The 22,980-nt window shown below is 72.2% G+C and carries 30 protein-coding genes; 20 read left to right on the forward strand and 10 right to left on the reverse strand.

Annotated elements, in window-relative coordinates; genetic code table 11:
* Nucleotides 1-6: 6 nt before the first annotated feature.
* Nucleotides 7-204 carry a hypothetical protein gene (locus C1N81_RS40460; RefSeq protein ID WP_394436407.1) on the forward strand — a complete coding sequence of 66 codons (198 nt, stop codon included), beginning with the start codon at nucleotides 7-9 and terminating at the stop codon, nucleotides 202-204.
* A gap of 35 nt (nucleotides 205-239) precedes the next feature.
* On the opposite strand, the gene C1N81_RS40465 is transcribed toward C1N81_RS40460, so the two are convergent.
* Both C1N81_RS40465 and C1N81_RS40470 read right to left on the reverse strand, forming a co-directional pair.
* A complete protein-coding gene (locus C1N81_RS40465; RefSeq protein ID WP_394436408.1) occupies nucleotides 240-467 on the reverse strand; it encodes a hypothetical protein in 228 nt (75 codons plus the stop codon).
* A gap of 107 nt (nucleotides 468-574) precedes the next feature.
* Entirely contained in the window at nucleotides 575-1,321 is a 747-nt protein-coding gene (locus tag C1N81_RS40470) for an IclR family transcriptional regulator (RefSeq protein ID WP_394436409.1), read from the reverse strand.
* 191 nt (nucleotides 1,322-1,512) lie between these two features.
* Here C1N81_RS40470 and C1N81_RS40475 point away from each other — a divergent pair, with 191 nt between their 5' ends.
* The 11 genes from C1N81_RS40475 to C1N81_RS40525 all read left to right on the forward strand — a co-directional run bounded on the left by C1N81_RS40475 (nucleotide 1,513) and on the right by C1N81_RS40525 (nucleotide 8,452).
* Nucleotides 1,513-2,643, forward strand: a complete 1,131-nt coding sequence (locus tag C1N81_RS40475) for an amidohydrolase/deacetylase family metallohydrolase (RefSeq protein ID WP_394436410.1) — start codon at nucleotides 1,513-1,515, stop codon at nucleotides 2,641-2,643.
* Between the two features lie 47 nt (nucleotides 2,644-2,690).
* The gene (locus C1N81_RS40480; RefSeq protein WP_394436411.1) at nucleotides 2,691-3,086 is read left to right on the forward strand and encodes a hypothetical protein; all 396 of its coding nucleotides are present in this window, start codon (nucleotides 2,691-2,693) and stop codon (nucleotides 3,084-3,086) included.
* 23 nt (nucleotides 3,087-3,109) lie between these two features.
* Nucleotides 3,110-3,478 (forward strand): SFCGS family glycine-rich protein, encoded by a 369-nt coding sequence (locus C1N81_RS40485; RefSeq protein WP_394436412.1) that lies wholly within the window; start codon nucleotides 3,110-3,112, stop codon nucleotides 3,476-3,478.
* On the forward strand, nucleotides 3,475-3,810 hold the full coding sequence (locus tag C1N81_RS40490) for a DUF4312 family protein (protein ID WP_394436414.1): 336 nt from the start codon (nucleotides 3,475-3,477) through the stop codon (nucleotides 3,808-3,810). The genes C1N81_RS40485 and C1N81_RS40490 overlap by 4 nt, the downstream gene beginning before the upstream one ends.
* 4 nt (nucleotides 3,811-3,814) lie before the next feature.
* Nucleotides 3,815-4,603 carry a DUF4311 domain-containing protein gene (locus tag C1N81_RS40495; RefSeq protein WP_394436416.1) on the forward strand — a complete coding sequence of 263 codons (789 nt, stop codon included), beginning with the start codon at nucleotides 3,815-3,817 and terminating at the stop codon, nucleotides 4,601-4,603.
* A gap of 13 nt (nucleotides 4,604-4,616) precedes the next feature.
* Entirely contained in the window at nucleotides 4,617-5,360 is a 744-nt protein-coding gene (locus tag C1N81_RS40500) for a DUF4310 family protein (RefSeq protein WP_394436417.1), read from the forward strand.
* 37 nt (nucleotides 5,361-5,397) lie between these two features.
* On the forward strand, nucleotides 5,398-6,516 hold the full coding sequence (locus C1N81_RS40505) for a DgaE family pyridoxal phosphate-dependent ammonia lyase (protein WP_394436418.1): 1,119 nt from the start codon (nucleotides 5,398-5,400) through the stop codon (nucleotides 6,514-6,516).
* Nucleotides 6,513-6,776 carry an HPr family phosphocarrier protein gene (locus C1N81_RS40510; protein ID WP_394436419.1) on the forward strand — a complete coding sequence of 88 codons (264 nt, stop codon included), beginning with the start codon at nucleotides 6,513-6,515 and terminating at the stop codon, nucleotides 6,774-6,776. The genes C1N81_RS40505 and C1N81_RS40510 overlap by 4 nt, the downstream gene beginning before the upstream one ends.
* Nucleotides 6,773-7,378 (forward strand): bifunctional 4-hydroxy-2-oxoglutarate aldolase/2-dehydro-3-deoxy-phosphogluconate aldolase, encoded by a 606-nt coding sequence (locus C1N81_RS40515; protein WP_394436420.1) that lies wholly within the window; start codon nucleotides 6,773-6,775, stop codon nucleotides 7,376-7,378. Before C1N81_RS40510 ends, C1N81_RS40515 begins: the two co-directional genes overlap by 4 nt.
* 77 nt (nucleotides 7,379-7,455) lie before the next feature.
* Nucleotides 7,456-7,977, forward strand: coding sequence for a peptide-methionine (S)-S-oxide reductase MsrA (gene msrA, locus C1N81_RS40520; RefSeq protein WP_394436421.1), 522 nt, complete (start codon nucleotides 7,456-7,458; stop codon nucleotides 7,975-7,977).
* 64 nt (nucleotides 7,978-8,041) lie between these two features.
* Nucleotides 8,042-8,452: a hypothetical protein gene (locus C1N81_RS40525; protein WP_394436422.1), complete on the forward strand. Its 411-nt coding sequence runs from the start codon at nucleotides 8,042-8,044 to the stop codon at nucleotides 8,450-8,452.
* A 101-nt stretch (nucleotides 8,453-8,553) separates the two neighbouring features.
* Here the strand turns inward: C1N81_RS40525 and C1N81_RS40530 are convergent, their stop codons facing one another.
* The gene (locus tag C1N81_RS40530; protein WP_394436423.1) at nucleotides 8,554-9,918 is read right to left on the reverse strand and encodes an FAD-dependent oxidoreductase; all 1,365 of its coding nucleotides are present in this window, start codon (nucleotides 9,916-9,918) and stop codon (nucleotides 8,554-8,556) included.
* A 194-nt stretch (nucleotides 9,919-10,112) separates the two neighbouring features.
* Here C1N81_RS40530 and C1N81_RS40535 point away from each other — a divergent pair, with 194 nt between their 5' ends.
* Together C1N81_RS40535 and C1N81_RS40540 are read left to right on the forward strand one after the other, a co-directional pair.
* A complete protein-coding gene (locus C1N81_RS40535) occupies nucleotides 10,113-10,769 on the forward strand; it encodes a maleylpyruvate isomerase N-terminal domain-containing protein (RefSeq protein ID WP_394436424.1) in 657 nt (218 codons plus the stop codon).
* A 16-nt stretch (nucleotides 10,770-10,785) separates the two neighbouring features.
* Nucleotides 10,786-11,541: an SDR family NAD(P)-dependent oxidoreductase gene (locus C1N81_RS40540; RefSeq protein ID WP_394436425.1), complete on the forward strand. Its 756-nt coding sequence runs from the start codon at nucleotides 10,786-10,788 to the stop codon at nucleotides 11,539-11,541.
* Between the two features lie 40 nt (nucleotides 11,542-11,581).
* Here C1N81_RS40540 and C1N81_RS40545 read toward each other — a convergent pair whose 3' ends face one another.
* A complete protein-coding gene (locus C1N81_RS40545; RefSeq protein WP_394436426.1) occupies nucleotides 11,582-12,595 on the reverse strand; it encodes an aldo/keto reductase in 1,014 nt (337 codons plus the stop codon).
* 41 nt (nucleotides 12,596-12,636) lie between these two features.
* On the reverse strand, nucleotides 12,637-13,461 hold the full coding sequence (locus tag C1N81_RS40550; protein ID WP_394436427.1) for an aldo/keto reductase: 825 nt from the start codon (nucleotides 13,459-13,461) through the stop codon (nucleotides 12,637-12,639).
* 267 nt (nucleotides 13,462-13,728) lie between these two features.
* On the opposite strand from C1N81_RS40550, the gene C1N81_RS40555 reads away from it, so the two are divergent.
* From C1N81_RS40555 to C1N81_RS40565, 3 genes are all read left to right on the forward strand, one after another.
* Nucleotides 13,729-13,926 (forward strand): hypothetical protein, encoded by a 198-nt coding sequence (locus C1N81_RS40555; RefSeq protein ID WP_394436428.1) that lies wholly within the window; start codon nucleotides 13,729-13,731, stop codon nucleotides 13,924-13,926.
* A 66-nt stretch (nucleotides 13,927-13,992) separates the two neighbouring features.
* The gene (locus C1N81_RS40560; RefSeq protein WP_394436429.1) at nucleotides 13,993-14,547 is read left to right on the forward strand and encodes a DoxX family protein; all 555 of its coding nucleotides are present in this window, start codon (nucleotides 13,993-13,995) and stop codon (nucleotides 14,545-14,547) included.
* Nucleotides 14,548-14,584: 37 nt separating this feature from the next.
* Entirely contained in the window at nucleotides 14,585-14,902 is a 318-nt protein-coding gene (locus C1N81_RS40565) for a hypothetical protein (protein ID WP_394436430.1), read from the forward strand.
* Between the two features lie 66 nt (nucleotides 14,903-14,968).
* Here C1N81_RS40565 and C1N81_RS40570 read toward each other — a convergent pair whose 3' ends face one another.
* Nucleotides 14,969-15,406, reverse strand: a complete 438-nt coding sequence (locus C1N81_RS40570; protein ID WP_394436431.1) for an SRPBCC family protein — start codon at nucleotides 15,404-15,406, stop codon at nucleotides 14,969-14,971.
* 29 nt (nucleotides 15,407-15,435) lie between these two features.
* The gene (locus C1N81_RS40575; protein WP_394436432.1) at nucleotides 15,436-16,191 is read right to left on the reverse strand and encodes a hypothetical protein; all 756 of its coding nucleotides are present in this window, start codon (nucleotides 16,189-16,191) and stop codon (nucleotides 15,436-15,438) included.
* Between the two features lie 201 nt (nucleotides 16,192-16,392).
* On the opposite strand from C1N81_RS40575, the gene C1N81_RS40580 reads away from it, so the two are divergent.
* A complete protein-coding gene (locus tag C1N81_RS40580) occupies nucleotides 16,393-18,453 on the forward strand; it encodes a SpoIIE family protein phosphatase (RefSeq protein WP_394436433.1) in 2,061 nt (686 codons plus the stop codon).
* A 13-nt stretch (nucleotides 18,454-18,466) separates the two neighbouring features.
* Here the strand turns inward: C1N81_RS40580 and C1N81_RS40585 are convergent, their stop codons facing one another.
* From C1N81_RS40585 to C1N81_RS40595, 3 genes are all read right to left on the reverse strand, one after another.
* Nucleotides 18,467-18,976: a hypothetical protein gene (locus tag C1N81_RS40585; protein WP_394436434.1), complete on the reverse strand. Its 510-nt coding sequence runs from the start codon at nucleotides 18,974-18,976 to the stop codon at nucleotides 18,467-18,469.
* A 242-nt stretch (nucleotides 18,977-19,218) separates the two neighbouring features.
* Nucleotides 19,219-19,296, reverse strand: a complete 78-nt coding sequence (locus C1N81_RS40590; protein WP_370443954.1) for a 50S ribosomal protein bL37 — start codon at nucleotides 19,294-19,296, stop codon at nucleotides 19,219-19,221.
* A gap of 123 nt (nucleotides 19,297-19,419) precedes the next feature.
* On the reverse strand, nucleotides 19,420-20,397 hold the full coding sequence (locus C1N81_RS40595; RefSeq protein ID WP_394436435.1) for a sporulation protein: 978 nt from the start codon (nucleotides 20,395-20,397) through the stop codon (nucleotides 19,420-19,422).
* Nucleotides 20,398-20,579: 182 nt separating this feature from the next.
* On the opposite strand from C1N81_RS40595, the gene C1N81_RS40600 reads away from it, so the two are divergent.
* Both C1N81_RS40600 and C1N81_RS40605 read left to right on the forward strand, forming a co-directional pair.
* Complete coding sequence (locus tag C1N81_RS40600) at nucleotides 20,580-21,941, forward strand: hemolysin family protein (RefSeq protein WP_394436436.1); 1,362 nt, start codon at nucleotides 20,580-20,582, stop codon at nucleotides 21,939-21,941.
* Between the two features lie 5 nt (nucleotides 21,942-21,946).
* Entirely contained in the window at nucleotides 21,947-22,975 is a 1,029-nt protein-coding gene (locus C1N81_RS40605) for a hemolysin family protein (protein ID WP_394438544.1), read from the forward strand.
* Nucleotides 22,976-22,980 lie beyond the last annotated feature (5 nt).

Genomic DNA, 22,980 nt, shown 5'->3' on the forward strand with positions numbered 1-22,980 from the left:
GGCGCCATGAACTCGCATGATCAGAACGTGCAGACGGCGGCCGCGGCCGCCGAGTTCCTGGCCGGGCAGCAGGTCACGGAGAAGCAGTGCGGAGGCTGCGGCACCGTGGTCGCGGGCATCAACGGCCGCTACGCCTGCGGTGCGTGCGGCTGGATCAACCACTGGTCGGACGGGGACACCCGGCTGCCCGGCGCGGACGAGTAGGGGCCCGTACGAGCAGGGGCCCGTGCGACCCCGTACTAAAGGATGTGGATGCGCTCCAGCTCGCCGTCCGTCCTGCGGATCATCAGCTCGTGGCCCGCGGCCCGCTCCCGCTCGACGAAGCCGAGCAGCAGCACGGCGCGGTTGATGACGTCCGCCTTGCTGACGCCGCCGGTCTCGGACAGTTCGTTGACCGCGACGACGGCGGGCGGCGCGAGCGTGACCGAGAAGCGTTCGCTGGGCGGGTGTTCCGGGTGCGCCGCCATGGAGGGGCCTCCTCATCGGTAAGGCTCGGTTGGGCTGCTGACTCCCCGAGTGAACCATAGGCGAATCAGAAACGCACCACATTTGCACCACGGACCCGGAGTGCGGGTCAGAGTCTGCGCGACACGTCCTCCGCCGCCTGCCGCACCGCGGGCGCGAACGCCGCCAGCTGCTCCTCCGTGACCAGGAACGTGAGGGACGAGACCGAGACGGCCCCGACCGCGGTGCCGTCGGCGTCGAGCACCGGGGCGGCCAGGGAGCAGATCGACGCGTCCGCCTCCTCGTAGTCGGTGGCGTATCCGGCCTCGCGGATCGCCGCCAGCTCCTGCGTCAGGGCGGCACGGTCCGTGTGGGTGCGCGGGGTGCGCGCCGGGAGGCCCGTGCGGCCCAGGATCTCCGCCGCCTCCTGTGGCGGCAGGTGCGCGAGCAGTGCCTTGCCCGCCGCTGTCGCGTGCAGGGGGAGCGGGGTGCCGACGTCGGTGGCGATCCGGTACGCGTGACCCGGGTCGACCTTGTGCGTGTACGTCGCGTGGTCGCCGCTGAGCACCGCGAGGTGGACCGCCTGCCCGAGCCGCTGTTGCAGCGCGCGCAGCACCGCGTCGATGCCGACCGCGTCGTCGGCGAGGACCTGCGCCGCCAGCGCGCGCAGTTGGACCCCGCTGCCGTACCGGCCCTCGCCGTCGGGCGCCGCGTAGCCCTCTTCCACGAGCGTGGCCAGGACCCGGTGGGTGGATGCCTTGGAGACGCCGGAGCGCTCCGCGATGTCGCCGAGCCGGTGCGGCCCGTCGGCGCGGGCCACCGCGTGGAGCACCCGTAGCGCCTTGACGACGGAATTCGCGGGCTTGCTCGGTTCCATTGACCCTCCGGGGAGAAGCGGGCTATGTTGCCAATCGATCCGTACAACGGAACGTCATTCTACTGTACGGAACAGACTCGGGATTCTCCTCCAGGTGCGAGCCCGGCCGTCCCTCCCCCCGGCCGGTGCGCGGGCACCACTCTCACGCTCGGGAAAGGCGGCCGTCCATGGCTGTACACGGAAGTTCTTCCGTGCGCCCGCAACGATTCGATCTCGTCGTGGCGGGCGGACTCCTCGCCGATCCACTGCGGCCGGAGCCCGAGCCGGGCGATCTCGCCGTCCGGGACGGGAGGATCGCGGCCGTCGGCGCCCCGGGCACCCTCGACGGCGCCGAGCGCCTCGACGCCACCGGGCTGCTCGTCGCGCCGGGCCTGATCGACCTGCACACCCACGTCTACGACCCCGGCACCGACCTCGGCGTTCCGGCCGACGTGATCGGCGTCGACCAGGGCGTCACCACCGTCGTGGACGCGGGCAGCTGCGGCAGCGACCACTGGGACGACTTCGCCGATAACGTTGTCCGGCCCGCCGCCACCCGCGTCCTCAGCTGGCTCAACATCTCCCGGCACGGCCTCGCCCACGGCCGCAAGGAACTCTCGCGCGGCCCCGACGACATCGACGAGGCCGCCACCGAGAAGCTGCTGCGCGCACACCCCGACCGGATCCGCGGCATCAAGATCCGGATGAGTGCGTCGGTCCTCGGCGACAGCGGACTCGCGCCCCTGAAGGCGGCGAAGCGCGTGGCCACACGCGTGGGCGTACCCGTCATGGTCCACGTCGGCAACGAGCCCCCGTACCTCGGCGACGTCCTCGACCTGCTCGGCGGGGGCGATGTCGTCACCCACGCCTTCCATGGCAAGCCCGGCGGTCTCTTCGGCAGCGCACCGCAGGCCCGCGCCGCCCTCGCGCGGGGCGTACGGCTCGACGTCGGGCACGGCAGCGCCAGCCTCGACTTCGCCGTCGCGGAGCGGGCCATCGCCGCCGGATTCCCCCCGCACACCATCAGCACCGACCTGCACAACCGCAACGTCGACGGGCCCGTGCACTCCCTAGTCACCACCCTCACCAAACTGCTCGCGCTCGGCCTGACCCCGCAGCAGGTGATCCGCTGCTCCACCCTGCACGCCGCACAGGTCATCGGCCTCGCCGACGAGTTCGGCTCCCTGCGGCCCGGCTCCGCCGCCGATCTCACGCTGCTGCGGCTCACCGACGAGCCCACGACGCTGACCGACGCCGACGGCGCCACCCGTACCGGGACGCGCCGGCTCCAGGCCGTCGCCGTGGTGCGCGCCGGAGACGCGCGGGCCCTCCCGGCCCCGTAGCCGCACGACGTTCGCCCCACCGAACCGAACCACCGAAAGGCCCGTGCATGACCACCCCCCTGATCGAGCGGCTCGCCGCGACCGTGCAGGACACCGCGCGCCCCGTCGCCGACGAGGACCGGGCCGACCTGACGGCGTTCCTCCCGCTCGCCCAGGTCTACGCGGAGACGTGCGGCATCGCCTTCGACGAGACACGGGGCCTCGCGCTCGCCGTCCACGCCCTCGCCTTCGTCCGCCGGGTCCGCGACGCGGAACACCTCGACGCGCTCGACGACCAGCTCGCCGCCGAGGTCGCCCCGGGCCGCATGGCCGCCGTCCGCACGCTCATCGACACCTACTGCACCCCGCGCGCTTTCGCCGCGCGGGACACCGAAGTCCTGCTGCTCGCCCTGCACTTCGAGGCGGCCGCACAGCTTCAGCACCAGCCCACCGCGCAGGCATGACCGACCCCTCAGGGAGCACCGCCATGACAGTCAAGATCGTGATCGGACACCGGCTCGGCAAGGGCCACGCCGTCGCCGAGGGCATCCGCGCCGCGGGCGGCGAGCCCGTCCTCATCCCCGGGCCCGGCGCCGACATGAAGGTGGGCGACGTGATGGCCGCGGAGGGCGCCGACCTCGGCATCTCGTTCTGCGGCAGCGGCGGCGCGGGCGCCGTCACCGCCAAGGCCAAGTACGGGCACGAGATCGAGTTCGGGATGCGGTCGGCGCAGGCCGGGGTCACCGCCGTCGAGCAGGGCCGCACCGTCCTCGGGTTCGGGTTCCTCGACAGCGAGGAGCTGGGCTTCAAGGTCACCGAGGCGCTCCTGAAGAAGCTCGGCAAGGAGGCGTCGTGAAGCGGGAGCGGCACACGCTGCGTCTCAGCGGCTCCGGCCCCACCCGCGAGAAGGCGTTCGCCACCGCCATCGGCCAGGTGCAGTCCGCCGTCGGCAAGCGCACCGACGGCGTCTCCTTCCGCGTCGAGCCCCTGGACCTCGACGTCGTGAGCGCGGTGGAGCACCGCTGGACCGAACGGTTCCTCGGGCTCTTCTTCCCCCGCACCCGGCAGCGCTTCGAGATCACGCTGCGCATCGAGGTCCAGGTGACCTCACTCGACCTGGACGCCCTCGACTTCACGGTGCGCGAGGAGCGGCTCACACCGCTCCAGCACGCGCTGCGCATGAGGTGACCCGATGAACCACACGCTGACCGTCCTCCTCGAATCGCTGGTGATCGGCGGCCTGATCGGCTTCGGCGCGAGCGCGGGCGTGGCCCGGATGTTCCACGCCCCGAAGGTCCAGGGCATGGGCGCCTTCCGCACCCTCGGCGAACTCAACGCCTGCCAGAACGATCCCGTCGCCCACTTCTCCTTCGGCCTCGGCTTCCTCTTCAACGCCTGGTCGACGGCGGTCGGCACCGGCGCCCTCACCGGCGACGTGGACCACCGCATCGTGCCGCACTGGACCGCGTCCGCCGCGATGATCAAGAACCGCAACCTCGCGGAGACGCTGCACAATCCCCGGCGCATGGCCCTCACCGGCACCGTCGTCGGCATGCTCCTGATCACGCTGCTCAACACGACCGCCGCCTCCATCCCGCACTCCCTTCAGGATGTCGCCGCCAAGGTGCTCGGACCGGCATCGGAGTGGCTGATCAACCCCGTCATGCCGATCATCTTCTGGATGGCCGCCGTCGACGCGGGCCGCCGCACCGGCGCCTGGGGCACCGTCCTCGGCGGCCTCGGCCACCTCGTCATGGGCAACGCCGTGCCCGGCATCGTCCTCGGCATCGTCATCGGCAAGGGCGTCGACGACCTCGGCTGGACCAAGGTCACCAAGTCCCTGGCCACCGCGGTGATCGTGCTGTTCGCCGCCAGCGCCTTCCTGCGCGGCACCGACCTCACCCTCCTCACCCAGATGAAGGTCGACATCCCGCACTGGCTCCTGCAGTTCCACGACGCCACCGGCACCAAGCCCCAGTGAGGCAGGCAGCGACATGACCGACTCATCCACCACCGCGCCCGCCACGGGCGGCATACCCGAACAGAGCCCGGGGTCCGGGGCGGCCAAGGGCGGCTTCCTCGGCAAGGTGCCCGGCGAAGGCAGCTTCTGGCTCTCCGAATGGGCCTTCCCCGTCTTCGTCGCCTGCCTCGCCGCGGGCATCTTCACCGGCACACACCTCTACTACGTCTACGACACCGGCGTGTTCAACGAGGTCGCCGTCGCCTCCATGCTCAAGGCCGGGATGGAGGGCGGCAGTTACGGCGCCGCCGCCGCGTTCGGCGCGGGCTTCCTCTTCGCCCGCATCATCGAGGGCCCCATGGTCGGCATCCTCGACATCGGCGGCTCCCTGCAGACCGGCGTCGGCATCGGCATCCCCGCCATGCTGCTCGCCGCCGGGTTCACCGCGCCGCTCCAGCACTTCTGGCTCGCGATCCCCGTCGGCGCCCTGCTCGGCGCGCTCATCGGCATCGCCATCCTCGTCATCCGCCGCGCCACCGTGAACTCCACGGGCGGCACCTCCACCTTCGGCGCCGACGTGATGATGGGCGCCGGAAACTCCGCGGGCCGCTACCTCGGCCCGCTCGTCATCATCTCCGCCGCGACCGCCTCCCTCCCGGTCGGCCTCGGCTCCACCATCGGCGCCGCGCTCTTCTACGCCTGGAAGAAGCCGCTGACCGGCGGCGCGATCATCGGCGCGATGGTCGCCGGGTTCTTCTTCCCCATCCCCGGCAAGTGAGCGCCCCCACCACCCGCTCCGACCGCAAGGACATCACGTGAGCACACTCCACCAGGATCTCGGCGTCCCGCCCGCGATCAACGCCAGCGGCAGGATGACGGCGCTCGGGGGCAGCGTCCTCGGCGAGGACGTCATCGCCGCCATGGGCGAGGCGGCCCGCCGGCACGTCGTCATGGACGACCTGATCGCCGCCGCCGGCCGCGAGATCGCCCGCGCCACCGGCACCGAGGACGGCTGCCCGACCACGGGCGCCGCCGCCGGGGTCGCCATCGCGGTCGCCGCAGTCGTCGCGGGCACCGACCTGTCCCGTATCGAAGCACTGCCGGACGCCGGTGACGCACCGTGCGAGGTGATCCTGGCGCGCGGGCACGCCGTCCACTTCGGCGCGCCGGTCCGGCAGATGATCGCCCTGGGCGGCGGCAGGCCCGTCGAGGTCGGTTCCGTCAACAAGGTCACCGCCGCGCACCTGTCCGGCGCGATCGGCCCCCGTACGGCCGCACTCCTCTACGTGCAGTCGCACCACGCCGTGCAGAAGGGCACCGTCACGCTCGCGGAGACCGTCGAGGTCGGCCGCCGCCACGGTGTCCCCGTCATCGTCGACGCCGCCGCCGAGGAGGATCTGCGGCGCTGGCCCGCCACCGGCGCCGACCTCGTCGTCTACAGCGGCGGCAAGGCCGTCGGCGGCCCCACCTCCGGCCTGATCTGCGGCAGCGCCGCCCGCATGGCCGCCTGCCGGGCCCAGTACCAGGGCATCGCCCGCCCGATGAAGGTCGGCAAGGAAACCCTGTTCGGCCTGGTCCAGGCGCTCCGCGCCTACGGGGACGCCGCCCCGGCCAACCACCGCGCGCGGATGGAGAAGCTCGCCGCACGCCTCGCCGCACTGCCCGGCCTCACCACCCGGGTCACCACCGACGAGGCCGGCCGCGCCATCCACCGCACCGAACTCACCGTGGACCCCGCGGGCGCCGGACGCGACGCGGCCCGCCTCACCGCCGAACTCGCCGCCCACGGCATCCACCTGCGCGACCACCAGGCGAGCACCGGCCGCCTGTACATCGATCCGCGCCCCTTGCGGCCGGACGAGGAGGAGCGCCTCGTGGACCGGCTGACCGCACTGCTCACAGGAAACAGCTCTGCAGAAGGAGAAGGACGTTGACCGTCGTAGAACGCCGTCTGGTCGTCACCGAGGAGGCCGGACTGCACGCCCGCCCGGCCGCCGCGTTCGCCCAGACCGCCGCCCGCAGCGAGGCCGAGGTCACGGTCGCCCGGGAGGACGGCCGCGAGGTTCCCGCCCGCTCCGTCCTGTCGCTGATGACGCTCAACATCCGCCGCGGCGACGCCATCGTGCTGCGCGCCAGCGGCGCCGACGCCGAGTCCGTCCTGGACGCCCTCGCCGCCATCGCGGACCCGGCATGACGGGCCCCGCCGCCACCGAGGTCATCGAGCGGCTGCGCGTCGCCCGGGTCACGCCCACCGTGCGCGAGGCCGACGCCGAGACCGCCGACCGGGTCGCCCGTACGCTCGTCGACAGCGGCATCACCGCGTTCGAGTTCACCGCCACCACCCCCGGCTGGGAGGAACTCGTCGCGAGCTGGTCGCGAAAGGCGCCGCACCTCACGCTGGGGCTCGGCACCGTCACCTCGCCGGAGATCGCCGAACGCGCGCTCGCGGCCGGGGCGCAGTTCCTCGTCAGCCCGTTCCAGGTGCCGGAGGTGCGCCCTGTCGCGGACGCCGCCGGACGGCTCCTGGTCGAGGGCGGCCTCACCCCGAGCGAACTCCGTACGGCGGCCGCCCGGGGCGTCGCGAAACTGTTCCCTGCGCATGTCGGCGGGGTCGCCTACCTGAAGTCGGTGCTCTCGGTCCTGCCGGGCGCCCGGATCGCGGCGACCGGGGGCGTCACGGTCGACAACGCGGCCGAGTGGCTGGCGGCGGGGGCCTTCCTCGTCAGCATCGGCGGCGACCTGACCAAGGGGGACGTGGCGGGCAACGTGGAGCGGCTCCTGAAGGGAATCGGCTGACCTCGTCGTGCGTTACAGCCCATGCGGTCCGAACAGCGAGAATGGGCCGTCACCACCGATCTGGGCAGGAGTTTCGCATGACCGTGGGAACCGAGAAGGCTGTGCTGGCCGGAGGCTGCTTCTGGGGCATGGAGGACTTGATCCGCAAGCAGCCCGGAGTGCTCTCCACGCGCGTGGGCTACAGCGGCGGTGACACCCCCAACGCCACCTACCGCAACCACGGCGACCACGCCGAGTCGATCGAGATTGTCTACGACCCGTCGGTCACGAGCTACCGGGACGTGCTGGAGTTCTTCTTCCAGATCCACGACCCGTCGACCCGGGACCGCCAGGGCAACGACATCGGGCGCAGCTACCGTTCGGCCATCTTCTACGCCGACGAGGCGCAGCGCGCCGTCGCCGAGGACACCATCGCCGACGTCGACGCGAGCGGCCTGTGGCCCGGCAAGGTGGTCACCGAGGTGGCGCCGCTGGGCGACTTCTGGGAGGCCGAGCCGGAGCACCAGGACTACCTGGTGCGCTATCCGAACGGCTACACCTGCCACTTCCCGCGCCCGAACTGGAAGCTGCCGAAGCGCGCGGAGTCGGCCACCGGCTGACGTCGGGCGCCGCGGCGGGCGGTAGCGTGCTGCGGTGGACGGGGCGTGTGGGAGGGAGCCGGCGATGGTGGAGTGGAGACCGATCGGACGGGGCGTCCGGCAGGTTCCGGAACCGTGGGCGACCCCGCTCATATGGACCGCCGCCTACCTGGGCGCCTTCGGGCTCGTCGCCCTCCTCGACGTGCTCGGCTTCCTCGACCGCACGGGCCTCGCGCTGCTCGTGCTGATGCTGCTCGCGGCGCTGCTCGGTCTGCGGGGCCGCTTCATCGCGGCCCCCGGCACGGCGCTGCTCTGCTGGACGTGTCTCAACGTGCTCGGCACGGAGCCGGCCGGCGAGCTGTCCTGGGCCGGGCACCGCGATCCGGGCTGGATGGCGTGCCTGCTCGCGGCGGCGGTCGTCGGAACCGTCGCGGGCCGGGTGCTGCACGCGCGGGCCGCGTACCACCGGGTGACACCGTTCGACGAGACGGCCTGACCCGACGACCGGGCACCCGAGAACCTGAGAGGCCCCCGCCGCGCATCATCTCGATGCGCGGCAGGGGCCTCTTTGTGGTGCGGCTCGTGCGGCGGGCGGGGTCAGGCGCCGCTGGCGTCGAGCATCGCGTCGCGCTCGACGATCTTCACGCGCTCGCGGGACTGCGGTCCGCCGAGCGCCTTCTCGGCGGCGTCGAGCTTGTACCAGCCGTCCCACGTCGTGTAGCGGACCCCGCGCTCGCCCAGGTACGCCTCGACGGCCTCCGGGCCGGGGGAGGCGGGGGTGTGCAGCCGGCCGTTCGCGAAGTCGTCGAGGAGGTTCGCGACGGTCTCGTTGGCGTCGCCCTTGGTGTGGCCGATCAGGCCGATCGGGCCGCGCCGGATCCACCCGGTGACGTACGTGGACCGGAGGTGCTCGCCGGATTCCTCGATCACGCGGCCGCCCTCGTCGGGGACGGTGCCGGTGGCGACGTCCCAGGGGAGCTTGGGCAGTTCGTCGGAGAGGTAGCCGACCGCGCGGTAGACGGCGGTGACGTCCCAGTCGGTGAAGGTGCCGGTGCCCTTGACGCCTCCGGTGCCGTCCAGCTCGGTGCGCTCCGTGCGCAGCGCGGTGACCTTGCCGTCCTCGCCGAGGATCTCGGTGGGCGACTCGAAGAAGTGCAGGAACAGCTTGTGCGGGCGCTCGCCGACGTCGCGGATCGCCCAGTTCTCCAGGGTCTTGGCGACCATGTCGGCCTGTTTGTTGGCGCGGCGCGTGGCGATCGAGCCCTCGTCGTAGTCGATGTCCTCGGGGTTGACGATGACCTCGATGGTGGGCGAGTGGTCCAGCTCGCGCAGTTCCATGGGGCTGAACTTGGCCTGGGCGGGGCCGCGGCGGCCGAACACGTGGATCTCGCGCGCCTTGTTGGCCTTCAGGCCCTCGTGCACGTTCGGCGGGATCTCGGTCGGCAGGAGTTCCTCGGCGGTCTTGGCGAGGATGCGGGCGACGTCCAGGGCGACGTTGCCGACGCCGAGGACGGCGACCTTCTCCGCCTCCAGCGGCCAGGTGCGGGGCACGTCCGGGTGGCCGTCGTACCAGGACACGAAGTCCGCCGCGCCGTAGGAGCCGTCGAGGTCGGTGCCCGGGATGTCGAGGTGGCGGTCGGCGGTGGCGCCGGTCGAGAAGACGACCGCGTCGTAGAAGCTGCGCAGGTCGTCGAGGTCGATGTCGCGCGGGTAGTCGACGTTGCCGAAGAGGCGGATCTGCGGCTTGTCGAGGACCTGGTGCAGGGCGGTGACGATGCCCTTGATGCGCGGGTGGTCGGGCGCCACGCCGTAGCGGATCAGGCCGAAGGGGGCGGGCATGCGCTCGAACAGGTCGATGGACACGCCGGGTTCGGTGGCCACTGCGGACTTCAGCAGAGCGTCGGCGGCGTAGATGCCGGCGGGGCCCGCTCCGACAATGGCGACCCGCAGGGGGCGAGGCATGTTCAGGTTCCCTTCGAAGGAAAGCGGAGTACTCCCTCTGATCTTAAAGTAAGGCTAGCCTTAGTTGGCAGGCGGGTCCGGTCTATGGGCTCATAAGCATGATTTATGGGTGGTCATAGACCCGCTTTGGGATCCGTGCGACCCGCTGGAACGGGGCTTGTGGCGGTACCGCCCGGCGCCTAGCGTGCCCCCCCGTGAACGCCTTCACGCAGTCGTGGTCGGCCCTGCGCGCCGCCGTCGCCGACCTCGCCGACGAGGACTACGAGCAGCCGTCCGGCTGCGCCGGGTGGCTCGTACGCGACCTGGTGTGCCACCTCGTCATCGACGCCCAGGACGTGCTGATCACCCTGGTCACCCCCGCCGACAAGGAGGCGACCGTCGACGCCGCCGGGTACTGGGAGGTCCGCGCGGAGCCGCCGTCCGGTGACGATCCGCTGGACGCGCTGATCCCGCGCCTCGCCGCCGCGTACGGCGACCCGCGCCTGCTCGCGTTCCACCTCGACGACGTCGGCTCCGCCGCGGGGCGCGCCGCCGAGCTGGCGGACCCGGCCGCCCTGGTCGCCACCCAGGACAAGGTGCTGACCGTCGGCGACTACCTGTCGGCGTACGTCCTTGAGTGGACCCTGCACCATCTGGACCTGGTCGCCTCACTGCCCTCGGCCCGGCGGCCGCCCGCCGGGACGCTCGCGGTGGCGCGCGCCGCCCTGGAGACGATCGCCGGGACCGCGTTCCCGGCCTCGTTCACGGACGCGGACGCGCTGCTGGTCGGGACGGGGCGCCGGGCGCCGGGCGCCGCCGGGACGGCCGCCCTCGGCGACTTCGCCGGACGGCTTCCCCTCGTTCTCGGCTGACCCGTACGTTGACGCCATGACACACGCAACACGCCCTGGCACAGCCCTGGTCACCGGCTCGTCGCGCGGCCTCGGAGCCGTGATCGCCCGCCGCCTCGCGGACGACGGATACCCGGTCGCCGTCGTCTACCGCTCCGGCGCGCAGGCGGCGGAGACGGTCGTCGCCGACATCCGCGCGAAGGGCGGGACCGCCGAGGCGTTCGCCGCCGACGTGACGGACGAGGCCGCGGTGACGGACCTCGTGGCCGCCGTCGCCGACCGGCTCGGCCCCGTCACCACCCTCGTCGTCAACGCCACCGGGCCGCAGCCCGAGGTCGACCCGACGGCCGTGACCTGGCAGGACCACCTGGACCAGCTCACCTTCTTCGTCAAGAGCCCCACCCTCCTGATGCAGGCGGTGCTGCCCGGGATGCGGGAGCGCGGCGGCGGCAGCATCGTCCAGATCGGCTCCGACGTCCTCGAACGCGTGCTGCCCGAGATGTCCGCGTACACGGCCGCCAAGGCCGCCCAGCACAGCCTCACCGAGCTGTGGGCCCGCGCGCTCGGCCCCGACGGGGTCACCGTCAACACCGTCGCGCCGGGCTGGATCCCGGTCGAGCGGCACGCGGGCGCCCCGGCCGACGCGCTGGCCGCCTACGCCGCCGACGTCCCGCTGCGCCGCATGGGAGACCCGGACGACGTGGCCGCCGCCGTCTCCTACCTGGCTTCCCCGCAGGCGGCCTTCGTCACGGGCGAGCGCATCCGGGTCAACGGCGGCCACGCCCTCGGCTAGGCGGTCACCCGCGCTCGGCCGGGCGGTCGGAGGCGCGCGGCTAGCCGCGCACCGGCACCGGCGCCTGGTGCGCGACGATCCCGCGCTCGCGCAGCGCCTTCCAGAAGGCGTACGGGACCTCCTCGGCGAGCGCGGCCAGGTCCTCGGCGATGCGGGCGGGCCGGGTCGCGCCGGGGATGACGGCCGCGACCGCCGGGTGGGCCAGGACGAACTGGAGCGCGGCGGACTTGATGCCGATGCCGTGCTCCTGCGCGAGCGCCTTGATCACGCCCACCTTCTCGACGATGTGGGCCGGGGCCTCGCCGTACTCGAAGTGGCTGCCGCCCGCGAGGATGCCGGAGCTGTAGGGCCCGCCGACCACGATGTCGACGTCCCGCTCGGCGGCGGCGGGCAGCAGGCGCTGCAGGGCGCGCTCGTGGTCGAGCAGGGTGTAGCGCCCGGCGAGCAGGAACGCGTCGGGGCGCGGCTCGTCCAGGTCGAGGGTCATCTCCAGCGGCTCGACCTTGTTGACGCCGATGCCCCACGCCTTGATGACGCCCTCGTCGCGCAGCCGGGTCAGCGCGCGGAACGCGCCGGTGCGGGCCGCCTCGTACATGGCGACCCAGTCGTCCCCGTAGAAGTCCTGGGCGATGTCGTGCACCCAGACGATGTCGAGGCGGTCCGTCCTGAGGCGCTTCAGGCTGTCCTCGACGGAGCGGAGCGTCGCGTCGGCGCTGTAGTCGTTGACGATCTTGTTGGGGCGGCCGTGCTCGAACAGGGCGCCCTTCTCGCCGAGTTCACGGCCGGTGGGGTTCTCCACCTCGTCGAGGATGACCCGGCCGACCTTGGTCGACAGGACGTACTCCTCGCGCGGCTGCTGGGCGAGGACCTCGCCGAGGCGCAGTTCGGCGAGGCCGGCGCCGTACAGGGGCGCGGTGTCGAAGTAGCGGATGCCCTGGTCCCAGGCCGCCTGCACGGTCGCGGCGGCCTCTTCGTCGGGAATGGCGCGGAACATGTTGCCGAGCGGTGCGGTGCCGAAGCCGATGCGGCCCGGAAGGAGCGTGCGGATGCTCATGGGGGTGCCTCAATCAGTACTGCGTGGGGGTGGGTGCGCTGTCAGTTCAGGGTGTCCGGGTCCGGGCCCGTGCGCAGGCCGCGGTCGGTGGCGGCGAGCGCGGCCAGTTCGTCGGCGGACAGCTCGAAGTCGAAGACGTCGAGGTTCTCGCGGATGCGGGTCTCGGTGACGGACTTCGGGATGACCACGTTGCCGATCTGGAGGTGCCAGCGCAGGACGACCTGGGCCGGGCTCCTGCCGTGGCGCGCGGCGATCGTGGTGACCGCCTCGTCCTTGAGGACGGCGCCCTGGGCGAGCGGGCTCCACGCCTCGGTGACGATGCCGTGCTTGGCGTGGAAGTGGCGCAGTTCGCGCTGCTGAAGGCCCGGGTGCAGCTCGATCTGGTTGACGGCCGGGACGACCGAGCCCTCGGCGAGGAGGCGCTCCAGGTGCGCGGGCTGGAAGTTGGAGACACCGATGGCGCGGGCGCGGCCGTCGGCGTACAGCTTCTCCAGGGCGCGCCAGGTGTCGGCGTACAGGTCGCGGGCCGGGGTCGGCCAGTGGATCAGGTACAGGTCGACGTGGTCGAGGCCGAGCTTGTCCAGGGAGGCGTCGAAGGCGGCGAGGGTGGCGTCGTGGCCCTGGTCGGCGTTCCACAGCTTGGTGGTGACGAACAGCTCGTCGCGGGCGATGCCGGAGTCGGCGAGGGCCCGGCCGACGCCGCGCTCGTTGCCGTAGATCGCGGCGGTGTCGATGGAGCGGTAGCCGGCGGCCAGGGCGCTGGCTACGGCGGCGGTGGTCTCCTCGTCGGGCACCTGGAAGACGCCGAAGCCGAGCCGCGGCATGGTGACGCCGTTGTTGAGGGTGACGGTGGGGATGGTGGACATGTGCGCGTCCCTTGCCTTACGTGCCGTGCGGTGCGCGCCGCGCGAGGATGATGCGCCAGCGCCTTACGAGCGGCAACAATAGTTGCGTGCGCGGGTTAATTGCAAACGCGGGTAGTGGCGTCCGGGTGCGGACCGATCGAGTGGCCGAGAGGTGACTGGTCGGAGCAAATGCCGTGAATTGGGCGTTGCGGAGTCTTCACATCGCCGGGACGCTGAGCACGTCACCCACGGGCAAGCGGAAAGGACGCCGTGAGGAGGTCGCTGCCGATGCTGGTTGTCGCTCTTTTGCTCTTGCCGGTCATGGGGCTCCTGATGATCGCCATGGACCGGATCGAGGATCTGCTGAACGAGGAGGCGCGCCCGGCGACCGCCCGGCGCGTCCGCCACCTGCGCCTCGTTCCCGGGGGACGGCGCGCGAGCCGTCACCGAACGCCCGCACCCGAGCAGCACGCCCGCGCGGCCTGACCGCGCGTTGCTCCTGACGGGTACGGTCGCGGACTGAGCACGGCGAGCCGGGGAAGACGTGCGGGCATGACCGTTCTGAGGAAAGCCGCACGTCCGATGCTCGCTTCGGTCTTCGTCACCGGCGGAGTGAGCACGCTGCGCGACCCGTCCCGGGTCGCGCCCGCCGCCGAACCGGTGGCGATGCCCGTGGCCGAGTGCGTCCCACGCCTGCCCGAGGATCCGGAGCAGCTCGTCAGGATCAACGCGGCGGTGCAGGTCGGCGCAGGACTGCTGCTCGCGACCGGCAAACTGCCGCGCGTCGCCTCGCTGGCGCTCGCCGGGTCGCTGGTCCCGACGACGCTCGCGGGGCACGCCTGGTGGAAGGAGAAGGATCCCGAGCGGCGCGCCCAGCAGCGGACGCAGTTCATGAAGAACCTCTCCCTGCTCGGCGGACTGCTCATCGCCGCCGCCGACACGCACGGGAAGCCGTCGGTGGCCTACCGCACGCGGGGCGCCGTCGCGAGCGGCCGCAAGAGCGCGCGGCGCGCGGGCCGGGACGCCGCCGGAACCCTGCGGGGAGCGTCCGACGCCGTACGCGTACTCCCCTCCCACGCCCGGAAGGCCGTCGCCGACCATCTGTGAGGCGGCGCCGAAGCGCCCAGAAACGGAGAACCCTCTCGTGACCACATTTGTCATCACCATCCCGGGGACCTTCCTGCGGGACGCGGATGCCCGCGCCCGGGCCGACATCGCCGAACGCCTGCGGCCCGTCGACCCGAACCAGACGGAGCTGGGCCGCGAGGAGGACCTCGACCTGCTCACCGTCAACGACGACAACACCTTCAGCATGCGCCTGGAGGTGACCGCGGGCGCCGGCGAGGAGGCCCAGCACAAGGCCGAGTGGACCGCCGCCGAGGCGCTGCGCGCCGCGGGCTTCTCCGCGGAGGACGCCCCGCTCGGCCCGCCCGCCGTCACCGGCATCGACAACCCCGCCTGAAGGCGCCGCACGCGCGAGGCGCCCGCCCCCGGAAGGGGCGGGCGCCTTTGCCGTGCGCGGCCGGTCTCAGGCGTGCCCGCGCTCGCGGGCGGCCGTCTCGGCGAGCTTCTGGAACTCGCCCAGGTCGTAATTGGCGAGCGTCGAGTCGAGGTTGGTGAGCGCGCCCAGGCGCTCCACGAACCCCTTCGGGTCGTACTCGATCTGCAGCGTCACCCGGCTCGTCGTGTCGCTCAGCCGGTGGAAGGTCACCACCCCGGCGTGGTCGACCCCCTCGACGGTGCGCCAGGCGATCCGGTCCTCCGCCACCACCTCGGTGAGTTCGGCGACGAAGTTCTTGTCGGCCCCGGGCAGCTCCAGCTGCCACGCGAACCGCCGCCCGTCGAGCGGTTCGACGAGGCGTACGTGGCTGAGGAAGGCGGGCCAGCGGGACACGTCGCTCCACAGCTCCCAGGCGACGGAGACGGGGGCGTCGAGGTCGACGGACTCGAGCAGGGACGCGGACATGGTTACCTCTTTCTGTTCGTTCGCCGGGGTCAGGCATTCTGCCCGGACGCGGCCAGTTCCTTCAGGTCGACGGTCTCGCCGGCGTCGGGCGCCTGCGGGCGCACCGGCTTGCCGTAGTCGCTGAACGTGGCCGTATTGGGCTCCTTGCCGCCGCTCGTCGTCGTACGCAGGATGTACGGCTTCCCCTCGGTGGCCACGTACAGGGTGAGGGTCTCGCCGCCCGACGCCTTCTTCGTCAGCTTGATCGCCTCGGCGCCGTCGACGGTGGTCGTGCCGCCCTTCTCCATCCCCTGGCGCTCCGACTTGTTCTCGTCCATGGACGAGACGAGCCCCTGCTTGTCGCACAGGCCCTGGGTCATCGAGTCGTCGGCGGGCGCCTTCACCCACTTGTCGGCAACCTTCGGCACGACTTTGTCGCCGCCCGGCTGGCTCTTGAGCGCGTTCTGCCAGTACTTCTCGTCGCCGCGCAGGAACAGCGTCGCGTTCGTGTGGCGCACGTCCGCGTTCGAGCCGCCGGAGCGGATCGTGCCCTCGCAGTTCTTCTCCTGGTCCACCGACAGGTCGACGGTGACCGTGGCCCCGGAGGACTGCCGGACGGTGCCCTTCATGTGCAGCGAGTCGGCCTGCTTGGTGGCCTCGACCGCGTCCGCCGCGATGTCGTCGGCGCTCTTGCCCGCGAAGGGCTTGTCGTCGCCGCTGTCGCTCCCGCACCCGGCCAGTGCGGCCAGGGCGGCCCCCGCGAACGCCGCCGTCATCGCTCTGCCGATCCTCGTGCCGACCTTCATGTGTTGCGCTCCCTTCCCAAGGACACCCGAGGACACCCGCGGCCCCCGTCCGCCCCGCGGCCGTCGGGGCCGCGGAACGCCCCCTTTACCCCGAGTGCCCGGAGGATCACCGGAACGCCGCTTTCCACTTTCCGCGCACCGTGCCCGCGCGCATCGCCCACCGCGCGCTTACGGTGAACGAGCGGCAGACCGGAGACAGCGATGACCTCAGCCAGGAATTCAGGGAAGCCGAGGAAGACCCCCATCGGTCTGGAACAGCGCATGTCCCTGACCGGCACGGGAACCTTCGAATGGGATCTGGAGAACGGCGAGCTGAGCCTCGACGTGAGCGCCCTGGACCTGCTCGACCTGACCCCGGACGAGTTCGGCGGCACGGTGGCCTCCCTGCACCAGCGCCTGTCGTCGGAGGAGATCGTCCGGGTCACGTTCGCGGTCACCGAGGCCATCACCTCCGGCGCCGACTGCTACGGGGTCTACTACCGCGCCCACCGCCGCGACGGAGCCGTGCACCTCGTCCACGCGCGCGGACGCGTCCTGCGCGGCAAGGACGGCCGGCCCGTCCGTGTCGTCGGCGTGCTCCGGCCCGCTTCCGGGGACGGGGTGGAGCTGGCCGCCGTCGACCCGAGGGAGGAGCGCCGTCAGGGCATCGCCCTCATGGTGCAGGGCACCACCGACGCCCTCTCCCGTGCCGTCACCGTCGACGACGTGGTGGCCGTGCTGTCCGGCGCGAGCGGCCTCGACCGGTTCGCCGCCGACGGCCTCGTCCTCGGCCTCGTCGAGGGAGACCACCTGAGGATGATCACCCTCGTCGGCCAGACGATGCAGGCCCTCGACGAGCTCAAACTGCACAAGGTCGACGAGTCGCTGCCGCTCGCCCAGGCCGTCACGACGCGCCGGCCCCGCTTCATGAACTCCCTGTCGGGCCCCGGGCGCGTGTACACCCGGCTCGGGCCCTACATCGAGCAGATGCAACTGGACTCGGCCGCGTTCCTGCCGCTCGTCGCACAGGACCGCGCCATCGGCGGGCTCGCCCTGTTCTACCGGGGCCGCAAGGAGTTCACCGACGCGGACCGCAATCTCTGCATCGGCCTCTCCGGCATCGTCGCCCAGTCGCTGCAGCGCGCCATGCTCTTCGACGAGGAACGCGACATCGCCAAGAGCCTCCAGGCCACCATGCTGCCGCGCGGCGTCCCCGAGGTCGCCGACACCGAGGTCGCCGTGCGCTACCACGCCGCCTGGGGCGGCCGGGACGTCGGCGGCGACTTCTACGACGTGATCGCCCTGCCCCGGGGCCGCATCGGTGTCGTCGTCGGCGACGTCCAGGGGCACGACACCCACGCCGCCGCCATCATGGGCCAGTTGCGCATCGCCCTGCGGGCGTTCGCGGGGGAGGGCCACTCGCCCGCGACCGTCCTCTCCCGCACCTCACGGTTCCTGGCCGAGCTGGACACCGACCGGTTCGCGACCTGCACCTACGCCCAGTTCGACCCCGCCACCGGCATCGTCCGCGCCGTGCGGGCCGGACATCTGCCGCCGCTGGTCCGGCACGTCGACGGCCAGGTCGGCGTCCCCCGCGTACGGGGCGGGCTGCCCCTCGGCCTCGCCAGCGAGTTCGGCATGGAGGACTACCCGGAGGTGCGGATCGACCTCGTGCCCGGCGAGACGCTGGTGCTGTGCACCGACGGGCTCGTGGAGGACGCGCGGCTCGACCTCGACACCGGCCTGAACAACCTCGCCGAGGTGCTGCGCGGCGGCCCCGAATCGGCCGAGGAGCTCGCGGACCACCTCTCGCGCGCCCTGTGGGAGCGCTGGGGCAGCAGCGACGACGTGGCGCTTCTCGTGCTGCGCCGCCTCCCCGACCCCGGCACGCCCCAGGAGCCGCGCATCCACCGCTACGTCCACCAGGCCGACCCCGAGGGGCTCGCCGACACCCGGGCGGCGCTCCGCGACCACCTCGCCTCCTGGGGCCTGCGGGAGGTCGCCGACGACGTCGAACTCGCGGCCGGCGAACTCCTCGTGAACGCCCTGGTCCACACGGAGGGCGGCGCCATCCTCACCCTGGAGGTGCTCACGGGGCCGCCCCGCCGCGTCCGCCTCTGGGTCAAGGACCGCTCCAGCTCCCGCCCGCGCCGCAGGTCTCCCGGTGAGACGGCCACCAGCGGGCGCGGCCTGCTCCTGGTGGAGGCGGTCGCGTCGGCCTGGGGGGTGGAGCCGCGCGGCGAGGGCAAGGCGGTGTGGTGCGACTTCCGCGCGGAGGGCTGACGGCCGGTGCGGCTCAGCCGGCCGGGGCCAGGTCCGTGATCTTCAGGGTCCGCAGGTCCGACTGCACCTTGATCTTCGTGACGTCCGGGTTCGCCCCGTCGTTCCAGGTGAGCGTCACCAGCGCCGTGGAATGGCCGGCCCCTGAACCGGTGTACGACACCGTCCACTTCACCGGAACGTTCTGCGCGAACAGAATTCCGTCCGCGTGTTCCCGCTCCTCGTAAGCGGCCACCTTCTTCTGCAGGGCGGGGGAGAGATAGAAAGCGCGCAGCGCTTTCGCCTGTGCGGCCGATCCCGGGTCCTCGTTGTCCCAGATGGCGTCGATGTAGGCGCCGTAGAAATTGGCCACGCGCGTCGTGGCGGTGCGCGGGTCGCCCTGCGGGGCGGGGGCCGCGGCCGAGGTCGCGGTGCGCGTGCCGGCGGCCGGGGACGGGCCCGCCAGGGCGGGGGTGACGGCCGCAAGGGTCAGAACGGCGGCGACGCCGCCCGCGGCGATGAAGCGGGTGCGAAGGGTCTTGCGCATCGGTGGTGCCTTCCCCGTGTACGTGCTCTGGTTCGTGCTCGGTCACAGGGGAAGATGGCGAATTCCCCGGCGACAGTTCCAGGAATTGCCGAGAAATTCCGCCGGAATAACTGCCGGGCGGCGCGGTGAAATGGTTGTACGCCGAAAAGGAAAGACTCGGCAAAGGTGTCCGGGGGCGGGCGGCCAAAAAAAGGAGGGGCGGCACACGCGGTGCCGCCCCTCCTCTCTTCTCGGTCGCGCCCTCAGGACTGGGGGCGGCTGCCGTGGTTGGCGCCGTTCTTGCGGCGGGCCTTCTTCTTGCGGCGTCGCTTCGAGGACATCGCTACCTCCCAGGGTCGGTGCTTCTTGTGGATCTCCCTGGACCTGTCCAGGCGAGCACGTGCCCGCCTACCCCGTCACACCCGCCTCATGATGTGACCCCCGTCACTCATCGGTGCTTTCCGTCACTCCTCGCCCTCGTCGTCGTCGCCCTCGAAGAAGTCCCCGACCTCGTCGACGACCTCGGCAGCGACCATGCCGCCGACGACACCGACGGCGAGCCCGGCCGCGCCGACCGCGACCGCCGTCCCGATGCCGGGCCCGGAGCGGTGCCGCTCCTCGTGGAAGCCGCCGTGCTCCTGCCCGTACGCGGCGTGCGTGCCGTAGGCGGACCGGTGCTCGATCACCTGCCGTACCCAGCCGTCGACGAGCGTGTTCCAGTCCTGGTGGTGGACGTCGTCGTGGCCGACGGTGAACCGGGTGACGGCGTCATGGCCGGACGAGAACAGCCCGCCGCGCTTGTCCGCCTCCAGGACGACCTCCATGCCGCCGGGCGTGGCGAGGAACGTCACCTCGATCTCGTTCACCTCATGCGCGTACCGGGGCGCCGGGGTCAGCTCGATCTCCTGGTAGAACGGCAGGCTCTGGCCGGTGCCGCCGATGTGCCCGTACTCCAGGTCCGCCGAGCGGAAGCCGAAGCCGAGCTGTCCGAACGCCTCCAGGACGGCCTCCTGCACGGCGAGCGGGCCCACGGCGAGCTGGTCGAGGTCGCCCCGGTCCTTCGCGCCGGCGACGGACAGCTCCGTGCGCACGCCGAGGACGATGCCGAGCTGCTGCCCGTACAACTCGGTGACCGGCGTCTCCCACGGCAGGGCCACGCTGAACGGGACGCTGTGCTCGGCGCCCTCGGCGAGCCGGAACCCGCCGCCGACCACGAACCGGTCGAAGACGACGACCCCCTCGCTCTCCCCCTCCTCGTGCTCGGCCTCGACGCGGGCGACGAGCTCGAGCGTGATCTGCTCGATGGTGAAGTCGCCGCTGCCGCCCTGGAGATGGACGTGTCCTGAGAGGCTGCCGCCGGGGACCGTGGGCCCCGGGGCGAGGACGGTGTCGACGGTGGGGCCGCCCACGCCGAGCGAGCCGAGCAGTCGTTTGAACACCATCGAAGCGTTCACTTCCTTGTCTGCGGGGTTGTGCGAGAGGGATCGGGAACACGGGTGGCGTTCCCTTCGTTCTGCAAGTCCTGCAAGTATTTCTACAGGCACGTAGAAACTACCGTGCGCGGACAGCACCGCGCGCGAAAGCCGTCCGAGATCCCCCGAACGACAAGGAGTCACAGCCCGCGATGGGTGCGCCTCTCCTCGGCCAAGTCCTGCTCCTGGTGCTCGCCTTGGCCCTCACACTCGCCTGCGCCCTCTTCGTGGCGGCCGAGTTCTCCCTGACGACCGTCGAACGCGCCGATCTGGAGCGCGCGGCGCAGGCGGGGGAGCGGGGTGCGAGCGGAGCCCTGAAAGCGGTGCGCCGCCTGACGTTCCAGCTGTCCGGCGCCCAACTCGGCATCACCGTCACCTCCTTGGTGATCGGCATGCTCGCCGAGCCCTCCCTCGCCGCGCTGCTGCGCGGCCCGCTGGAGGCGGCGGGGCTGGGCGGCGCCGCCTCCTCGGTCGCCTCCGTGCTCGGCGTCGCCCTGTCCACCGTGCTCCTCATGGTCATCGGCGAGCTGGTGCCGAAGAACTGGGCGATCGCCCGCCCGGTCGCCGTCGCCAAGGTCGTGGCGGGGCCGCAGCGCGGCTTCACCGCGGCCTTCGGCCCGTTCATCCGGCACCTGAACAACACGGCGAACCGGTTCGTGCGCCGCTTCGGCCTGGAGCCCGCCGAGGAGCTGGCCTCCGCCCGCTCCCCGCAGGAACTGGTCGCCCTCGCCCGGCACTCCGCCGCCGCGGGCGCCCTGGAGGCCGACTCGGCCGAACTGTTCGTCCGCACCCTGCACCTGGGCGAGCTGAGCGCGGAGAACGTGATGACGCCGCGCGTCGACGTCCAGGCCCTGGAGGCGCACGCCACGGCCGCCGACGCCGCCAACCTCGCCCACGCCACGGGCCTGTCCCGCTTCCCGGTCTACCGCGACAGCCTCGACGACGTCATCGGCACCGTCCACATCCGCGACGCCCTCGCCCTGGAACCGGAGAAGCGGCAGCTCACCCCGGTCACCGAACTGGCCACACCGCCGCTGCTCGTGCCCGACAGCCTGCCCGCGGACCGGCTGCTCCAGCGGCTGCGGGAGAGCCGCACCATGGCCGTCGTCATCGACGAGTACGGGGGCACGGCCGGGGTCGCCACGGTCGAGGACATCGTCGAGGAGGTCGTCGGCGAGGTGCGCGACGAGCACGACCCGGCGGAGGCGCCAGGGCTGCGGCCCGCCGAGGCGCGCACGGACGGCCGCGCCGTCTGGGAGGCCGACGGCGGCGTCCGCATCGACGAACTCGCCGCGATCGGCTTCGCCGCGCCCGAGGGACCGTACGAGACCGTGGCCGGGCTCGTCGCGACCCGGCTGGCCCGCATCCCCGTCGAGGGCGACACGCTCACCGTCGACGCCTGGGAGCTGACCGTCCTCGCCATCGACCACCACCGAGCCGAATGCGTCCGGATCACCGGACCCGACCCGGCCACCGCCGACACCGGCGCGCAGTTGACGGGAGAGGCCCGATGACCACGATGTCCGTCCTGCAGCTCGCCATCGGCGCGCTCACCCTGCTCACCAACGCGTTCTTCGTCGGCGCCGAGTTCTCGCTGATCTCCGTGCGGCGCGACCAGATCGAACCCCGTGCCCAGGAGGGCGAGAAGCGGGCCCGCTCCACGCTGTGGGCCCTTGAGCACATCTCCGCGATGCTGGCGACGGCCCAGCTCGGCATCACCGTCTCGTCCCTCGTCCTCGGTGCGGTCGCCGAGCCCGCCATCGCCCATATGCTCGAACCCGCCTTCGAGGCGGTGCACGTGCCGCACGCCGCCGTGCACCCGATCTCGTTCGTCATCGCCCTGACCGTGGCGACCTACGCGCACATGCTGTTCGGCGAGATGGTCCCCAAGAACATCGCGCTCGCCGCGCCCGTGCGCACCGCGCTGCTCCTGGCGCCGCCCCTGGTCGCCGTCACCCGCCTCGTGAAGCCGGTCGTCTTCGGCATCAACTCCTTCGCCAACAGCCTGCTTCGCCTGCTGAAGGTGGAGCCGAAGGACGAGGTCGACGCCGTCTTCACCGACGACCAGCTCGCGCGGATGGTGCTCGACTCCAGCGAGGCCGGGCTGCTCTCCGCGGCCGACGGCGAGCGGCTGCGGGACGCCCTGGAGCTGGGGACGCGGCCGGTCGGCGAGATCGTCGTGCCCGCGCAGCGCATGCGCACCGTGCCGGCCGACATCACCCCCGCGGGCCTGGAGCGGATCGCGGCGGGGGCCGGCTTCTCCCGCTTCCCCGTCACCGGCCAGGACGGCACGGCGCTCCTCGGCTACCTGCACATCAAGGACACCCTCGGCCGCGCCGACCGCGACCTGCCCTTCCCGCGCGCGGCCCTGCACCCGCTGACCCGGGTCCGCATCGACACCCCGCTCGACGACACGCTCACCGCGCTGCGCGCCCAGGGCAGCCACCTCGCGGCCGTCACGGGCGACAAGGGGACGGTCATCGGCTTCGTGACGATGGAGGACGTCCTGACGGAGCTGGTGGGCCCCGCGGCACCGGTCGGGTCGTGACGTAT

Source organism: Streptomyces sp. SGAir0957, from assembly GCF_043523415.1.

What these genes read in the sequence shown, in the direction of transcription:
- C1N81_RS40460 (WP_394436407.1), top strand. Translation starts at nt 7, where the DNA reads ATGAACTCGCATGATCAGAACGTGCAGACGGCGGCCGCGGCCGCCGAG.
- C1N81_RS40465 (WP_394436408.1), bottom strand. Translation starts at nt 467, where the DNA reads ATGGCGGCGCACCCGGAACACCCGCCCAGCGAACGCTTCTCGGTCACG.
- C1N81_RS40470 (WP_394436409.1), bottom strand. Translation starts at nt 1,321, where the DNA reads ATGGAACCGAGCAAGCCCGCGAATTCCGTCGTCAAGGCGCTACGGGTG.
- C1N81_RS40480 (WP_394436411.1), top strand. Translation starts at nt 2,691, where the DNA reads ATGACCACCCCCCTGATCGAGCGGCTCGCCGCGACCGTGCAGGACACC.
- C1N81_RS40485 (WP_394436412.1), top strand. Translation starts at nt 3,110, where the DNA reads ATGACAGTCAAGATCGTGATCGGACACCGGCTCGGCAAGGGCCACGCC.
- C1N81_RS40495 (WP_394436416.1), top strand. Translation starts at nt 3,815, where the DNA reads ATGAACCACACGCTGACCGTCCTCCTCGAATCGCTGGTGATCGGCGGC.
- C1N81_RS40500 (WP_394436417.1), top strand. Translation starts at nt 4,617, where the DNA reads ATGACCGACTCATCCACCACCGCGCCCGCCACGGGCGGCATACCCGAA.
- C1N81_RS40515 (WP_394436420.1), top strand. Translation starts at nt 6,773, where the DNA reads ATGACGGGCCCCGCCGCCACCGAGGTCATCGAGCGGCTGCGCGTCGCC.
- msrA (WP_394436421.1), top strand. Translation starts at nt 7,456, where the DNA reads ATGACCGTGGGAACCGAGAAGGCTGTGCTGGCCGGAGGCTGCTTCTGG.
- C1N81_RS40525 (WP_394436422.1), top strand. Translation starts at nt 8,042, where the DNA reads ATGGTGGAGTGGAGACCGATCGGACGGGGCGTCCGGCAGGTTCCGGAA.
- C1N81_RS40530 (WP_394436423.1), bottom strand. Translation starts at nt 9,918, where the DNA reads ATGCCTCGCCCCCTGCGGGTCGCCATTGTCGGAGCGGGCCCCGCCGGC.
- C1N81_RS40540 (WP_394436425.1), top strand. Translation starts at nt 10,786, where the DNA reads ATGACACACGCAACACGCCCTGGCACAGCCCTGGTCACCGGCTCGTCG.
- C1N81_RS40545 (WP_394436426.1), bottom strand. Translation starts at nt 12,595, where the DNA reads ATGAGCATCCGCACGCTCCTTCCGGGCCGCATCGGCTTCGGCACCGCA.
- C1N81_RS40550 (WP_394436427.1), bottom strand. Translation starts at nt 13,461, where the DNA reads ATGTCCACCATCCCCACCGTCACCCTCAACAACGGCGTCACCATGCCG.
- C1N81_RS40555 (WP_394436428.1), top strand. Translation starts at nt 13,729, where the DNA reads ATGCTGGTTGTCGCTCTTTTGCTCTTGCCGGTCATGGGGCTCCTGATG.
- C1N81_RS40560 (WP_394436429.1), top strand. Translation starts at nt 13,993, where the DNA reads ATGACCGTTCTGAGGAAAGCCGCACGTCCGATGCTCGCTTCGGTCTTC.
- C1N81_RS40570 (WP_394436431.1), bottom strand. Translation starts at nt 15,406, where the DNA reads ATGTCCGCGTCCCTGCTCGAGTCCGTCGACCTCGACGCCCCCGTCTCC.
- C1N81_RS40575 (WP_394436432.1), bottom strand. Translation starts at nt 16,191, where the DNA reads ATGAAGGTCGGCACGAGGATCGGCAGAGCGATGACGGCGGCGTTCGCG.
- C1N81_RS40580 (WP_394436433.1), top strand. Translation starts at nt 16,393, where the DNA reads ATGACCTCAGCCAGGAATTCAGGGAAGCCGAGGAAGACCCCCATCGGT.
- C1N81_RS40585 (WP_394436434.1), bottom strand. Translation starts at nt 18,976, where the DNA reads ATGCGCAAGACCCTTCGCACCCGCTTCATCGCCGCGGGCGGCGTCGCC.
- C1N81_RS40590 (WP_370443954.1), bottom strand. Translation starts at nt 19,296, where the DNA reads ATGTCCTCGAAGCGACGCCGCAAGAAGAAGGCCCGCCGCAAGAACGGC.
- C1N81_RS40595 (WP_394436435.1), bottom strand. Translation starts at nt 20,397, where the DNA reads ATGGTGTTCAAACGACTGCTCGGCTCGCTCGGCGTGGGCGGCCCCACC.
- C1N81_RS40600 (WP_394436436.1), top strand. Translation starts at nt 20,580, where the DNA reads ATGGGTGCGCCTCTCCTCGGCCAAGTCCTGCTCCTGGTGCTCGCCTTG.
- C1N81_RS40605 (WP_394438544.1), top strand. Translation starts at nt 21,947, where the DNA reads ATGTCCGTCCTGCAGCTCGCCATCGGCGCGCTCACCCTGCTCACCAAC.